We start from the raw sequence: 15782 nt of genomic DNA on the forward strand, positions 1-15782 counted from the left end.
AAAAAAGCAGGTGGAAGATTGGCTCAATGCTTATCACGAGTTCGGTGAAGAAGGGCTTCTGCGAAAACGCCAAAACCAAAGTTACCCTGTTCAATTCAAGATGGATGCGATAGAGTTATATCAAACAACTGAGCTGTCCTATCGTGAAGTGGCGAATCATCTAGGGATAAATAATCCTGCATTAATCACCAACTGGATGAGAATCTTTCGTGCAGAAGGAATAGATGGGCTCTCAAAGACGAAAGGAGGTCCATCCATTTTGACTAAGAAAAAAGAAGAGAAGAAAACAAAGAAAGAAACACCTAAAGAACGCGATCGTATTAAGGAATTAGAAAAGCAAGTGCGTGCCCTTCAGATTGAAAATGCCTTTTTAAAAGAATTGAGGAAGCTGCGAAAACAGGAAGCCCAACAAAGACGAAAGAATCAATCGCACGAATCATCGACAGCCTCCGAGGATCCTTCAAACTAGTTGAGCTTCTTGAAACCTTGAAATTTCCTAAATCAACCTTTATGTATTGGCAAAAACGCTTTGATCGAGAAAATCCAGATCAAGAAATCGAAGAGGAAATGCTTAAAATAAGAAGACATCATAAGGATTATGGCTGTTTGCGTATGACAAAGGAGTTGGGAAATCGTGGGTTCCATGTAAATAAGAAGAAGGTTCAACGTTTGATTCGAAAGCTGAGTATTGAAGTTCGCTCATTCACGAGGAAATCTCGCCGTTATCATTCTTATCGTGGAAAGATCGGTACGATTGCGAAAAATCGAATTCATCGACGCTTTTACACAAGCGTGTGCCATCAAAAGATCACGACAGATACAACAGAGCTAAAATATTTTGAACCCGACAACTCTGGTATCATTCGTGAAAAGAAACTGTATCTTGAACCATTTTTAGATATGTACAACAGCGAGATTATCTCTTATCGTATTTCTGAGAAGCCGAATGCATTGGCAATTATGGAGGCTTTAGAGGAGGCCATCCAAGTAACGGACGACTGTATCTATCGTCGAACCTTTCATTCAGACCAAGGATGGGCCTGCCAAATGAAAGCCTATAACTACAAATTAAAAGAACATAAAATCTTCCAGAGCATGTCCCGTAAAGGAACCTGTTTAGATAATTCGATCATGGAGAATTTCTTTAGTCTATTAAAGCAAGAAATCTATCATGGAAGGGAATATTATAGCTTTGAAGAGTTGAAACAAGCAATTGATGGCTACATTCATTACTACAATTATGAGCGCATAAAGGGAAAACTAAATTGGCAGAGTCCGGTTCAATTTAGAAAAGCGGCATTGAAAGCTGCCTAAAATCATCAATAAACGCACAGAAAAACGGAGTGGATTTCTCCACTCCGAAAAAGTCTAACTTTTTGGGGTCACTACATTTATTGCATGTCTGTTTTTTGATTTAACTTCTCTAACTACATCATACCGCCCATGCCCATTGATGGATCCATAGGAGGCATTGCTGGTGCTTGTGGTTCTGGTTTATCAGCAACTACAGCTTCAGTTGTTAACAATAATGCTGCTACAGAAGCTGCATTTTGCAAGGCTGAACGAGTTACTTTCGTTGGATCAACAATTCCTGCTTCAACCATATTTACCCATTCTCCATTGGCTGCATTAAAACCAATACCTAAATCGATATTTTTTAATTTATCAACAATTACTGAACCTTCATATCCTGCATTTTCAGCAATTTGACGAATTGGTTCTTCTAAAGCACGAACGACAATTTTCACACCAGTTGCTACGTCACCGTCAGCTTCTAAAGCAGTAACTTTTCCAATAACGTTAACTAATGCCGTGCCCCCTCCTGAAACCATACCTTCTTCAACAGCGGCACGAGTAGCATTTAAAGCATCTTCAATACGTAATTTTAATTCTTTTAATTCTGTTTCAGTTGCAGCACCAACTTTAACTACTGCCACACCGCCAGCAAGTTTCGCTAAACGTTCTTGTAATTTTTCACGATCAAAATCAGATGTTGTTTCTGAAATTTGGTTTTTGATTAATTGAATGCGTGCATCAATTCCTGCTTTTTCGCCAGCACCTTCAACAATTGTTGTGTTATCTTTGTCAACAACGACTTTGCTTGCATTACCAAGGTTATCGATTGTTGTATCTTTTAATTCTAAGCCTAAATCATCAGTGATAACTGTTCCGCCAGTTAAAATAGCGATATCTTCAAGCATTGCTTTACGACGATCACCAAAACCAGGTGCTTTAACAGCTACCACATTAAACGTTCCACGGATTTTATTTAATACTAAAGTTGGTAATGCTTCTCCATCAACGTCATCAGCAATGATTAATAACGGACGGCTTTGTTGTAAAATTTGTTCTAATAAAGGTAAAATATCTTGAATGTTAGAGATTTTTTTGTCTGTAATTAAGATGTATGGATTTTCTAAAACAGCTTCCATTTTATCGTTATCAGTAACCATGTATTGTGATAAGTAACCACGGTCAAATTGCATTCCTTCAACTACATCTAATTCAGTTTCAATCCCTTTAGATTCTTCAATTGTAATAACACCATCGTTACCGACTTTTTCCATTGCATCTGCAATTAATTGACCCACACGATCAGAGCCAGATGAAACTGCTGCAACCTGAGCTATTGCTTCTTTCGAATCAACTACTGTTGAAATGTTGTGTAATTCTTCAACAGCTGTTTTTGTTGCTAATTCGATACCGCGACGAATACCTAATGGATTAGCTCCGGCAGTTACGTTTTTCAAACCTTCACGAACAATTGCTTGTGTTAAAACAGTCGCAGTTGTTGTGCCATCTCCTGCAATATCATTTGTTTTTGAAGCAACTTCAGATACTAATTTTGCTCCCATATTTTCAAAGTGATCTTCTAATTCGATTTCTTTAGCAATTGTTACCCCATCATTTGTAATTAATGGAGAACCAAAAGATTTCTCTAAAACAACGTTTCGGCCTTTAGGGCCTAATGTTACTTTTACTGTATCCGCTAAAATATCTACTCCACGAAGCATTGCTGCACGTGCATCTTCTGCAAATTTAATTTCTTTTGCCATAATTCCTTCACCTCAAAATTTTATTTTTCTATACTATAATAAATGTTCGTTTTGTAAAAATTGTTATTCAACAATCGCAATGATGTCTTTGCCAGCAACGATTAAATACTCATTTCCTTCGTATTTAACTTCTGTTCCTGAATATTTCTCAAACATTACGACATCGCCTTCTTTAACATCTGCAGGAACTTTTGTCCCGTTATCTAAAACACGGCCTTCGCCAACTGCGATAACTTTTCCTGTTTGAGGTTTTTCTTTAGCAGCTGAAGCTAAAACGATGCCTCCAATTGTTTTTTCTTCTTCTTTCGCGACTTCAATAATGACGCGATCGCTCAATGGTTTTAACACAATAAATCCCTCCAAAATAAAATGATTATCTTTTTTAGCACTCTTAACTACCGAGTGCTAACTACACTATTTATAATACTCATTTCCCTACCAATTTGCAAGTCTTTTACCTAAGTTTCTAAAATAAATATGACTTCTCCATTTCGTCTTCAATTTTCTACTTTCAGCTTGATCCTCTCACTTAATTTAATTTCATGGTAAAATACAAATAGAAAGCGAGGCGATTGAAATGAAACAACGAATTACTGGAGCTTTACTCGCGACAGGTCTCTATTTGATTATTGCCAATGTCGGAAACTTCTTTTTTGGTGTAAACAAGCGGATTGATTGGACAACAACATTATGGGAAGCTGCATTCTTCTTTGTATTTATTTTTCTGTTATTGGGTTATCGCAATAATCATAAAAAATAATTATACTATTTAGTTCCTGTTCTATAATTTTTATTCTAAACGTTTGAAAGGAGTTTTTTTGTTTTGTTAACAAATGTATCAATCAAAAAATTGAGTTTAATCACTATTGTTTTATATGGAATCGTTTTTTATTCACCCTATATTTTTGCACCTTTTTCGAAAAACATAGTTGTGACTGGAACAACTTTTACTTATATTATTGGTGCCGCTTTAATGATTTGGCTCTATATTAAAAATAAAAAATCAGCCACCACACTTGTTGAAAAAGATGCAAAACTAACTTCTCCGGTATTTATTTTTCTTTTGGGAGTCAGTGGTATTTTTTTAGCAATGATAATCCAAGCAGTTGTATTCAGTATTGAAACAGCGATTACTGGTGAGCAACCAAATTCTCAAAATACACAGAACATTATTAAGGTTATTCTAGCCAATCCGCTCTTTATTTTAGCAACTACAATTGGCGGACCAATTATGGAAGAATTTGTTTTTCGTCGTTCTTTGATCGGTTTAACTGAGCCTTATACTGGTTTTTGGTTAGCTGCGATTATTAGTTCGTCTTTATTCTCAGTTATTCATCAAGACGGTCACTTTTTTGTTTATTTCTTTATTGGATTATTTTTCGCTATTTTATATAAACAGACTGGGAAAATCTGGACATCTATTATTGCGCATTGCGGCATGAACACGATCGTTGTTATTGCACAACTTGCTCTGCACTATTCAAATATCGAACTACCAAAATAATTTATTTTAAATCAAAAAGAGCTTGGGACATAACTCAAAAAGTTATGTTTCAAGCTCTTAGTTTCCTAATAAACGGTGGGTGCAGAAGCAACTACTTCGGAAATAAGCTGAAATTCACAAAAATTTGAAGAGCAATTTTCGTGAATTCCCTCTTATTTCTCGGAGTTAAACACTTCTGTCCCAACCTCTTGGCTTATTCTTTTTCTTCTTCGATTTCTGTATCAATCAATTCATTATCATGATGCAAGAAGTAAATTAATGTTTGTAATTCATTTGTTAAATCAACATTTTGAATTAACACATCCGCAGGGGCTACTAAGCGCGCAGCTGTGAAGTTCAAAATACCTTTCACACCAGCATCAGCCAACTGACTGACAACTTCTTGGGCCTTTCTCGCTGGTAAAGTTAAAATTGCTACTTCAATTTGTTGGATCCGAATTTGTTCAGTCATGTCAGACATTGGATAAACGGGAATGCCATCAACAATTCTACCAACAATATTTTCATTGATATCAAATGCACAGCTAACTCGAATACTGTTACTTTGATGAAATTTATACTTCAGTAAAGCACTACCTAAGTTACCTACACCAATCAAAGCGACATTTGTTAGTTCGTCATCATTCAATGTTTTCGCAAAGAAATTCATCAAGTTCTCAACATCATAGCCATAACCACGTTTTCCTAATTCTCCAAAGTAAGAAAAATCACGACGAATAGTTGCGCTGTCAACCTGTACAGCTTCACTTAATTCAGTGGATGAAACTTTATTTTTGCCTGCATCATGCAGAATTCTCAAATAACGATAATATAGGGGAAGGCGTCTTGCCGTTGCTTTTGGAATAATTTGATCTTTCACAATTGTACCTCCAATACTCTGAATCTAGACAAATATCCATCTACAATAATAGCAGTTATTCCAGACAAAAAGCAATCTTACAGCTCAGGAAATAGCTCTTTTTGAAAACTTATATATTTGTCTTAATATTTTTACTTACTTTACTTTAGTATTACTGCTTTTTTCAATAAATGTATGCTAAACTAAAAGCATTGAAATAGAAATGAGGATTGTCACATGATTTTACTCCAAGCAAATCAAATTGCCCGTTATTTCGGAGCGGACACTTTGTTTGATAATATACAAATGGAAATCAGCACGAATAGCCGCATTGCTTTAGTCGGTCGAAATGGTGCTGGTAAATCTACACTTCTAAAAATAATTGCTGGTATCGACGCACCAGATGCCGGTACTATTGCTAAAAATAAAACTGCAAGCCTTGGTTATCTTGCGCAAGATACAGGTCTTGCTTCAAATAAAACTGTTTGGGATGAAATGTTAGAGGCATTTGCAACGATTATTAATATGGAAAAACGGATGCGAGAGTTAGAAACAATTATTAGTGAATTGTTACCCGATGCTGCGAATTATGAATCAGTAATGAAGGAATATGACCGCCTTCAGCATGATTTCTCCGAACAAAATGGTTACGGTTATGAAAATGAAATTCGTTCGGTATTACATGGTTTTGGTTTTAATGAAGAATTTTATTCAAAAAATATCAGCACATTATCAGGTGGGCAAAAAACTCGTTTAGCCTTAGCTCGGATGCTACTACAAAAACCAGATATTTTAATCCTTGACGAGCCAACTAACCATCTGGATATTGAAACGCTTGGTTGGCTGGAAAACTATTTACCCAGTTATTCAGGAGCCCTTTTAATCGTATCACATGACCGTTATTTTCTAGATAAAGTTGTTTCAGAAGTCTATGAAATCAGCCGCCACAAAATGCGCTATTACAAAGGTAATTACTCAAAATATTTAGAACTTAAAGCTGAACAACTAACTAGCGAATGGAAAGCTTATGAAAAACAACAAACAGAAATCAATAAACTTGAAGACTTTGTAGCACGAAATCTCGTTCGTGCTTCTACAACCAAACGTGCTCAAAGCCGCCGCAAAACCTTAGATAAAATGGAACGTCTAGATCGGCCACAAGGTGATGAAAAATCTGCAAACTTTCTTTTCGGTATTGAGAAAACTTCAGGAAATGTCGTTTTACAAGTCGAAAATGCTGCGATTGGCTATGATTCCCGCATATTATCTGAACCTGTTTCACTAGATATTCGTCGACAAGAAGCTATTGCCCTAGTTGGACCGAACGGGATCGGTAAGTCTACATTTCTGAAATCAATTATCGGAACAATCCCTTTTATTAAAGGAAATGCTGCTCTTGGAACAAACGTACAAATCGGTTACTACGATCAGGAACAAGCTAATCTTCATGGTACTAAAACTGTTTTGGCTGAACTTTGGGATGAACATCCTACTACACCTGAGAAAGATATTCGCAGTATTTTAGGTAGTTTTTTATTCAGCGGTGATGATGTTGAAAAAACAATTCCTCTATTAAGTGGTGGGGAAAAAGCGAGAGTCGCTTTAGCAAAATTGTCTATGGATAAGCAAAACTTTTTAATTTTAGACGAACCGACAAACCACTTGGATATCGATAATAAAGAAGTTTTGGAAAATGCATTAATTGATTATGAAGGAACACTGTTATTTGTTTCCCACGACCGCTACTTTATTAATCGAATCGCAACAAAAGTCGTTGAACTCTCTGAATCAGGTAGTAAACTATATTTAGGGGACTACGATTACTATTTAGAGAAGAAAAAAGAAGAAGAAGAATTAGCAGCACTTTTAGCTGAACAAGCTTCTGAAAAACAAATACAAATTACCAAACCCAAAAATGATTTTTACCAAAATAAAGAACAGCAAAAATTACTGCGTAATCTGAAACGTAAAATCACTCAAATCGAAGAAAACTTAACAGTGATTGATACTACTATTGATCAATTGGAACAATCAATGAGTGATCCTGCTTTAGTTGACGACCATATGAAATTAATGTCTTTGAATGAAGAATTGGAAACACAGAGAACACAACAAGAGGAATTTCTAGCTGAATGGGAAAATTTAAGTTTGGAACTTGAAGAATTAGAGGAAAATAGTTGAAGGAAGGAGCAAAAAAATGGCATCCAAGCGTATGAATGTGGCAAAACCAAAATATCAGCAGATTGCTGTAGATGTGGCAGCTAAAATTGCAGATCAGACATTCAAGGTCGGCGAAAAAATTCATGCCCGCTCCACTCTTGCTAACAAATATAGCGTATCCCCTGAAACTGCCCGAAAAGCAATTAGTGTGTTGGTTGACTTGGAAATTGTCCAAGCTAAACATGGCAGTGGATTTTATGTCCATTCAATTGAAAATGCAAAACATTTTGTTGACCAGTATCAAGATGTTCAATCAATCCAAGAATTAAAAGAAGATCTTATCGAAAGCGTGGAAAAGCAAAAAGAAGAATTAAGTTACTTCTCAGAAATTCTGGATAAACTGGTGGGTCAAACCAAACGTTTTGATTCACTAAACCCATTAAATCCAGTAACATTTACATTGACAGAAGAAGCCAATCACCTTGAGATGACAATCAGCGAATTAAATTTATGGCAAAGTACCACAGCAACTTTAATCGCTATCAAACATGGTGATGAATTACTCGTTTCCCCTGGTCCATATGCTAAGTTAAGTGCTGGAGATACTATTTACTTTGTTGGACACGAATCAACGTTGCAACATGTCCAAAACTTTTTCTATCCTACACAATCAATTGAATAAGTTTAAACATAACAATTAGAGATTGACCTAAATTAAATTTTAGTTCGATCTTTTTTTGATACGCGCTAGAGATCTTATTCCTCAATAATTCACCAGACAGTTAAAACAATCTGTCTATGGCTAGCAATTTGACAAAGTGACTACCCGATGTTAACCTAGAATGGTCACTTTTTTACAGAAAAGAAAATGAGTTTCATTTCATGTAAATAAAGTCGTAGCTTTAAAATTAGGAGGAAATTTGTTTTGTCCAAAGTAAAAGTCTCACATTTAACCAAAATATTTGGTAAAAAATCAAAACAAGCACTGGACATGATTAAAGAAAATAAAAGCAAAACTGAGATCATGAAAAAAACAGGTGCTACTGTCGGTGTTTACGATGTTAATTTTGACGTTGAAGAAGGAGAAATCTTTGTTATTATGGGTCTTTCCGGAAGCGGAAAGTCAACTTTAATTCGATTATTGAATCGCTTGATTGAACCAACTTCCGGAGATATTTACATTGATAATCAAGAAATTGCAAAATTAGATAAAGAAGGTCTTAGAGAAGTCAGACGAAATAAAATGAGTATGGTATTTCAAAATTTCGGACTCTTCCCTCACCGCACAATTTTAGAAAATACTGAATATGGTTTGGAAGTTCGTGGTGTTCCTAAAGAAGAACGAACAGCCAAAGCAGAACAAGCACTTGAAAATTCAAGTTTATTAGCTTTTAAAGATCAGTTTCCTAACCAATTATCCGGTGGTATGCAACAACGTGTTGGTTTAGCCCGAGCGTTGGCGAATGACCCTGAAATTTTATTAATGGACGAAGCTTTTTCAGCACTTGATCCATTAATCCGTCGTGAAATGCAAGATGAGTTGTTAGATCTACAAGAAAATGTGAAAAAGACAATCATTTTCATTACTCATGATCTAAATGAAGCTCTACGGATTGGTGATCGGATCGCTTTAATGAAAGATGGTCAGATCATGCAGATCGGTACGGGTGAAGAAATTTTAACAAATCCTGCCAATGATTATGTTCGGACTTTCGTTGAAGATGTGGACCGTTCCAAAGTTTTAACCGCTCAAAACATTATGGTTCCTGCACTTACAACAAATATAGAAATCGATGGTCCAACTGTTGCCTTAACTCGTATGCGTCAAGAAGAAGTCAGTATGCTAATGGCTGTAGACAAAAAACGTCAATTAAAAGGTGTGGTTCGAGCTGAGCGCGCACTAGAAGCTCGTAAAACTGGAAAACCTTTGACAGAATATGTTGATAGTGAAATTACAACAATTGATAAGGATATGCTGGTTAGTGATATTTTACCAATTATTTATGACTCACCAACACCTGTTGCCGTAACAGATAACAATAAATTGCTTGGAGTTGTCATTCGAGGTAGTGTCCTTGAAGCTTTAGCAGATACAGAGGTGAACATTAATGAATAATTTACAACTACCAGTAGCAAGTTGGGTTGAAGCAATCACAGAATGGATGACGAATACTTTCTCAGGTATGTTTAGTTTTTTCCAAACAACTGGGCAAAGTTTGATGGATGGAATAACGACTTTACTAATAGCCATCCCTCCCCTTCTGTTTATTTTATTAATGACTGTAATTGCTTTTATTATTTCTAATAAAAAAATTGGTTTAAGCTTATTTACTTTGATTGGATTACTTTTTATCTACAATCAAAATTTATGGACTGACTTGATGAACACAGTTACGTTAGTGTTATTATCAAGTGTTGTTTCAATCGTTATTGGAGTGCCGCTTGGTATTTTGATGGCTAAAAGTAATAAAGCACAAAGCATCATTACACCTATTTTGGATTTTATGCAGACGATGCCGGGATTTGTTTATTTGATTCCAGCAGTCGCCTTTTTCGGAATCGGGATGGTACCCGGAGTTTTTGCATCAGTTATCTTTGCGTTACCGCCTACTGTTCGTTTTACTAACTTAGGAATTCGTCAAGTACCGAAAGAATTAGTTGAAGCTTCAGACTCATTTGGTAGTACAGGCTGGCAAAAATTATTTAAACTTGAATTACCTTTAGCAAAAAATACGATTATGGCTGGTGTCAATCAAACAACTATGTTGGCACTTTCAATGGTGGTTATCGCTTCAATGATCGGTGCGCCCGGACTTGGACGCGGTGTTCTTTCTGCATTACAAAGAGCACAAGTTGGGAATGGTTTTGTAAATGGTGTAGCTTTGGTTATCTTAGCAATTATCATTGATCGTTTTACTCAACATTTAAATAAGAAAAAAACAGCTCCAGCTAAATCAACATTATCTAAAAAACAAAAAATTGGCGCTAGTGTTGCAGTTGTAATCTTAGCTATCGGTTTTATTACAGGTCCGATGTTATTCTCTTCTGCAAATAATGATGACAAAAATATATCCCTTTCTTATGTTGAATGGGATACAGAAGTTGCCTCTACTCATGTTGTAGGAGAAGTCTTAAAAGATATGGGGTACAATGTTTCACTAACTCCTTTGGACAATGCTATTATGTGGGAATCTATTTCAAAAGGTGAAACGGATGCGATGGTAGCTGCTTGGCTTCCTGGTACGCATGGTGAGCAGTATAAACAATACAAAGATAAAGTCGATGATTTAGGTGAAAATTTAAATGGTGCAAAACTAGGAATCGTCGTACCAGCATATATGGATATCGATTCAATTGAAGATTTACAAGATCAAGCAGGTAAAAAAATTACAGGTATCGAACCCGGAGCAGGTGTTGTAGCCGCGGCTGAAAAAACGCAAAAAGCTTACAATAACTTAGCTGACTGGTCAGTTGAAACCTCTTCATCTGGTGCGATGACCGTTGCCCTTGGACAAGCAATACGCAATAAAGAAGATATCGTTATCACAGGATGGTCTCCTCACTGGATGTTTGCTAAATATGACTTAAAATATTTAGAAGATCCCAAAGGAACCATGGGTAGTGAAGAAGCTATTCATACAATGGCTAGAAAAGGCTTAGAAAAAGATAATCCTGAAGCTTACAATGTATTGAAAAATTTCCATTGGACAAAAGAAGACATGGAATCAGTCATGTTGGAAATCAATAATGGAAAAGAACCTGTACAAGCAGCTCGAGACTGGATTGACAGTCATGAAAAAGAAGTTGCTGAGTGGAAAAAATAGCATCAAAAAGCAACGAAACAATTTTCGGTTTCGTTGCTTTTCACTTTCCGGTTAGCTTTGATTTTATGTATAAGGGATAATGCGAAGGTTCCCTTGAAAAAATTCTGCTAAAAAAATGTTTGCTGGATCTGAATATTGCTGTTTTAACAATTCTTCCATTAGCCAAACTCTGTCTTTTCCTATATCTTCCAAAGCATCTTCAATTACTGAACCATCTGTAATTAAATATAAGCCTCGATTTGGATCACCTTTCCTAACAATCGTCAAATCACCGTTTTGTTCTAACTGAACCCGCTTAACTTCAGCAATTGTATTGACATCATGTAATCTTAGCATCGTACCAAAATCATGTGCGGACAGATTTGCTTGTTTAAAATTTTCTGGAATTAGCTGCCCTTTATCTATCAGTATAATAGGTTGACCATCAACAACTTTTTTAATTTCTGGATTTTTCAACTTCGCAATTCTCAATAATGTAACCAAAGTTCCCCAAATTAATAACACTATCAAAAATTGTAAAACTGTAATTTGGGAATTATAAATAACACCACCAATAATTCCACCAAGTACATAATTCTGGATTTGATCCGCTGCGCTCTTTGGTGCTAGATTCCCTTTACCAGAAATATTAATAAAAATAATCAAACATAATAGACCAATAGTTAATTTCAAACCAACATCAAAATATGGAAACATTAATTTTTACCTCCTACATCAACTAATCGAAACTCGTCCTGATTTCTCACTTTAATTTCCTGAATCAGATAGCTTGACTTATCTTCTGACATACGAACTAAGAAAAAATTTCCAGATGATTCAACAATAGGATCAACATTTAAATCCGTTCGATTCATTCTCAGGTTATTAGGCTCGACTTGTAATGATTTAGCAACTGCTTCAAGTGTACCAATCATCTGCGCATACTGATTGTCGCTTGCTTGATCATTATTGTATGTATTCAGTTGAATTCCACCTAATAATAGCAAAAGAACAATTATTAAAATACCAACTTCTTTAAACTTATAATCCAAACGTTTTCGAATCCAGAAGAAACCCATCACCAATAAAACTAAAAACAGCACCAACATGATTGCCCATTGTATTCTATTTACAGTATGGGTCTGTTGAACTAAATAGTCATAAGTATAAAAATTCATGAATTTTTCTCCCTTTCTAGCTTTCTCTTAAAATCGTACTATAAAATCGAAAAAACAAACAGTAAAAAGTGTCTAGTAAAAACTAGAAGAGAAATAAGCCAAAATTCACAAAAATTTGAAGAGCATCAATTAGGTACCAACCATTATACATTCGCAACTTCATGTTGATTCTTGGCAAATTTCATGAATTCCTCTTATTGCAATATAACACAACGATCATCGAGTTAATGTTGATCAGTACCTACTTAGTTCTTAGAATTGAACACCACTTCTGTCCCAATCTCGCTTGTTTGTAGAAGACGAGTTAAATTCCAAATACTATTTTACAATACAATGAACAAAAAAATACCACTCAGCTGGGTGACTGAGCGGTAAAGGAGTTCATTCTACTTGAGGAGTAAAAATGAAAAAGTGTTTTTGTTTGGATTTGTTATTGGGTATACATATATAATAACTCGTATATTTGAAGAAAGTATGCCTAAATTATTTAGGTTTTCTATAGAATATTTAAGAAAAAGTAAATGGACTTTTCTTAAATATTTCCATTTATAATAAAAAATCGACAGCAACATCTGTATATAAGATCGTTGCTGTCGAAAAATTCTCTATTTAGGTGTTACATAAGCTAATGTGTTAGCTGTGTTTTGATCAATCACTCGGAAAGAAACAATTCCTAAACCTGCTACATTCATTTCAGAAATTAAGATAGAACCATCTTCATAAACATGTTCTACAAATGCCACATGTCCATATATTCCATCGGCTCCAGCAACAGTTGGTTGGAAGCTCACTGCAGTACCAGCTTTAGGTTGGTTAGAAACTTCATAACCATTCGCTTTGCCTGTTGACGCCCAATCCATACCATTACCCATAGTAGTTTCAACATAACCATCTAATTGAACAATTCTGTTATAAACATACTGCGTACAGTTACCTGCTGCATAAGCTTCTGATCCAGCAAACGTTTCTCCTGAATAATCTGGAAAATCACTATCTGGATGACTATCAGTAACAATGATACCACTCGCAGATGTTGACGGTCTTTCTTTATCATATTCAGTTAATTCGTATTCTTCAATAAAAGCGTTAAGCTTTTGATCATAGCTAGTATCAGTCGCATAGACGCCAGTTAACGCCTTTGTTGCTTCTTGATACGTAACCGCATTGGATTTCCAAGTTCCTGAATAAATTTCTTGATTTGAATCAGTGCCTTCTTTCATTAACTTGGCATAATCCTCAAAAGATTCTTTATAACCAGGATATTTTTTAAATGCAGCATCAATGGAGTACCAATTACCGGCACCATCATCTTCTTGTGTAGAAAAAACAACACTTTCTCCTTCAAATTCGCCTTTAATACCAAAAAGATTATAATATGGTTGTTGACTTAAGTCACTATCGCCAGCTCCTGTTTCTAGAATTGCTTGGGCAATCATAACCGATGCATATAGATCATTTTTCTGACCAATTGCACGTGCTTTTTCACCGATACGGCGAATAAACGTTTCTGTCGGCTCATTTTTCACAATTTTAATTTCTTGATCTGATGGATCAATTGCTCCTGTTTCTGTCGTTTGCGCAGAAGAATCAACAGTAGGCGTTTCTTTAGGAGTTACTGGTGCAGTTTGACCAGCTTCTTGATTATTTGTTGGTTGCTCCACTGGCGTAGAAGATTCCGTTGTAGTACTTGAATCTGTTGATCCAGTCTCATTAGATGTATTTGTCTCAGAGTCAGATGTTGATGGCTCAGAAGTAGCTGGCTCTTCAACTCCCCCAGAACTATCTGTAGTTTGGTTCGTTTCACCATCAGCTGGCGTTGATTCTGACTGATTTAATTCATCAGCATGACTGATCACTGGGACTAAATTCATACTCACAAGTAAAAAAGCCATCTGGAATGATAAAAATTTTCTTTTCATTCAATTTAATTCCTTTCTTATGTAATATTGATAATGTTACGATGTCAATTCTTCAGATTTAATTACACAAAAATTGTATAAGTAAATCCAAGTTAACTTAGAGAGTAAACTCATTCGGTTGGTATTGATGGTTAAATCAAATTAAGCATCAGAACGTTAGTATCACTCAAATATTGTACAACTTAAATTGATTTTTTCCATATATTCACCGACCTTTTTTTCTAAAGATCAAGTTTAACCTTCTACAAGTTGAATTTATTTTACCATAAGTAGAGAGTAAAATCTTGTACTTGATTCGAAAGTTTCAAAATCTTCTTAGAAAATTCACCTTTTATGAAAAAAAGAAAAATTTATGTCATATAAAAAAAAGAATTCCCAAAATTCGACAAAATTATTGTCACTTGGAAATTCTTAAAAAGCTATTTTTATTTACGATACATCTTAAATTGAAATTTCGATAACAACTAGTCACAATTTTTCAAAAAAGACTTTAAAATCAACGTTTTACATTTTAACCACACGCAGTAAGTAACAACTTTTAACAGTGTTTTGGTATTCAAATAGTATTCAGATTTTGCCGTTTTAAATACGTATTTGTTTATTCAGAATCATCATGTCTATAATTTTATATTTTAATATTCTGTTCGCTTTACAACACGAACACATATTCGTATAATTGATTTATCAAATTTGGGCGGTGTATAGATATGAATAAGAACAGCTATGTAGGTTTTGTTACTAAAATAAGAGTAATTAAGTCGTTTCCTAATATGTTAGTTCGATTTACTTTAAAAACGAACGCGGCTAACATTAACTGTCTAGTTCATAACAAAGACTTAGCTAACCTTATATTATTTTTAGACGAGGATAAATTTGAACTTGCTACATTCGGACATTACAATAATAGAAACCAGTTCATAATAGAAAAATTTACCATACGAAATCCTGATAGCTTCATTCGGGAATTCGTGCTTAAACCATTGTCAAAGATAGCTTAATCCCTACTAAAAAAAGTGGGGATTTTTTACTATTTAATTAGGTAAAAGCCTTGACTTTATATAACGCATGCGTTATAATAGATATATAGTTAAGGAGGTGAAAAAATGATAGAAGACATAATAAAATGGCTAACAGCTCTCACACTATTAGCCACAGCGATTCTAAACTTCTTAACAGCCTCCAAGCAAACTAAGAAGAAAAAGAAACGCAAAAAGTAATTTGATAGAGAGGGTAACCCCCTCTTCTATCTCCATTATATCAAAATATAAGGAGGAAAACAAAATGCTAGTATTTTATCTTGTTGTTGCAATCCTTGCTGTCGCAG

At 35.1% G+C, this 15782-nt stretch carries 14 protein-coding genes; 8 read left to right on the plus strand and 6 right to left on the minus strand.

From position 1 onward, the window contains the following. Window positions 1–469, plus strand: a 469-nt coding sequence (locus C240_RS14545; protein ID WP_271497279.1) for a helix-turn-helix domain-containing protein, incomplete at its 5' end; no start/stop codon positions are given. Further along, window positions 439–1314, plus strand: a complete 876-nt coding sequence (locus C240_RS14550; protein ID WP_271497652.1) for an IS3 family transposase — start codon at window positions 439–441, stop codon at window positions 1312–1314. The genes C240_RS14545 and C240_RS14550, both read left to right, overlap by 31 nt. 113 nt (window positions 1315–1427) lie before the next feature. Here the strand turns inward: C240_RS14550 and groL are convergent, their stop codons facing one another. Next, window positions 1428–3056, minus strand: a complete 1629-nt coding sequence (groL, locus tag C240_RS14555; RefSeq protein ID WP_271497280.1) for a chaperonin GroEL — start codon at window positions 3054–3056, stop codon at window positions 1428–1430. A gap of 63 nt (window positions 3057–3119) precedes the next feature. Further along, window positions 3120–3404, minus strand: coding sequence for a co-chaperone GroES (gene groES, locus C240_RS14560; protein ID WP_271497282.1), 285 nt, complete (start codon window positions 3402–3404; stop codon window positions 3120–3122). 229 nt (window positions 3405–3633) lie between these two features. Here groES and C240_RS14565 point away from each other — a divergent pair, with 229 nt between their 5' ends. After that, the gene (locus tag C240_RS14565) at window positions 3634–3816 is read left to right on the plus strand and encodes a hypothetical protein (protein ID WP_271497284.1); all 183 of its coding nucleotides are present in this window, start codon (window positions 3634–3636) and stop codon (window positions 3814–3816) included. Window positions 3817–3879: 63 nt separating this feature from the next. After that, window positions 3880–4560 carry a CPBP family intramembrane glutamic endopeptidase gene (locus tag C240_RS14570; RefSeq protein ID WP_271497286.1) on the plus strand — a complete coding sequence of 227 codons (681 nt, stop codon included), beginning with the start codon at window positions 3880–3882 and terminating at the stop codon, window positions 4558–4560. Window positions 4561–4753: 193 nt separating this feature from the next. On the opposite strand, the gene C240_RS14575 is transcribed toward C240_RS14570, so the two are convergent. Beyond that, window positions 4754–5419 carry a redox-sensing transcriptional repressor Rex gene (locus tag C240_RS14575; RefSeq protein ID WP_271497288.1) on the minus strand — a complete coding sequence of 222 codons (666 nt, stop codon included), beginning with the start codon at window positions 5417–5419 and terminating at the stop codon, window positions 4754–4756. Window positions 5420–5635: 216 nt separating this feature from the next. Here C240_RS14575 and C240_RS14580 point away from each other — a divergent pair, with 216 nt between their 5' ends. From C240_RS14580 to C240_RS14595, 4 genes are all read left to right on the plus strand, one after another. Continuing rightward, window positions 5636–7579 carry an ABC-F family ATP-binding cassette domain-containing protein gene (locus C240_RS14580; RefSeq protein WP_271497290.1) on the plus strand — a complete coding sequence of 648 codons (1944 nt, stop codon included), beginning with the start codon at window positions 5636–5638 and terminating at the stop codon, window positions 7577–7579. Between the two features lie 16 nt (window positions 7580–7595). Continuing rightward, window positions 7596–8240, plus strand: coding sequence for a TrkA C-terminal domain-containing protein (locus tag C240_RS14585; protein WP_271497292.1), 645 nt, complete (start codon window positions 7596–7598; stop codon window positions 8238–8240). A gap of 243 nt (window positions 8241–8483) precedes the next feature. Beyond that, window positions 8484–9674 (plus strand): quaternary amine ABC transporter ATP-binding protein, encoded by a 1191-nt coding sequence (locus tag C240_RS14590; RefSeq protein WP_271497294.1) that lies wholly within the window; start codon window positions 8484–8486, stop codon window positions 9672–9674. Next, a complete protein-coding gene (locus C240_RS14595) occupies window positions 9667–11382 on the plus strand; it encodes an ABC transporter permease/substrate binding protein (protein WP_271497296.1) in 1716 nt (571 codons plus the stop codon). Before C240_RS14590 ends, C240_RS14595 begins: the two co-directional genes overlap by 8 nt. Window positions 11383–11445: 63 nt before the next feature. Here the strand turns inward: C240_RS14595 and C240_RS14600 are convergent, their stop codons facing one another. From C240_RS14600 to C240_RS14610, 3 genes are all read right to left on the minus strand, one after another. Continuing rightward, window positions 11446–12078 carry a DUF421 domain-containing protein gene (locus tag C240_RS14600; RefSeq protein WP_271497297.1) on the minus strand — a complete coding sequence of 211 codons (633 nt, stop codon included), beginning with the start codon at window positions 12076–12078 and terminating at the stop codon, window positions 11446–11448. Continuing rightward, complete coding sequence (locus tag C240_RS14605) at window positions 12078–12539, minus strand: DUF3290 family protein (RefSeq protein WP_271497299.1); 462 nt, start codon at window positions 12537–12539, stop codon at window positions 12078–12080. Before C240_RS14605 ends, C240_RS14600 begins: the two co-directional genes overlap by 1 nt. Before the next feature lie 605 nt (window positions 12540–13144). Further along, the gene (locus C240_RS14610) at window positions 13145–14458 is read right to left on the minus strand and encodes a glucosaminidase domain-containing protein (protein ID WP_271497301.1); all 1314 of its coding nucleotides are present in this window, start codon (window positions 14456–14458) and stop codon (window positions 13145–13147) included. Between the last annotated feature and the right edge of the window lie 1324 nt (window positions 14459–15782).

The organism is Enterococcus sp. 5H, from assembly GCF_028128615.1.
Taxonomy (GTDB): Bacteria; Bacillota; Bacilli; order Lactobacillales; family Enterococcaceae; genus Enterococcus_L.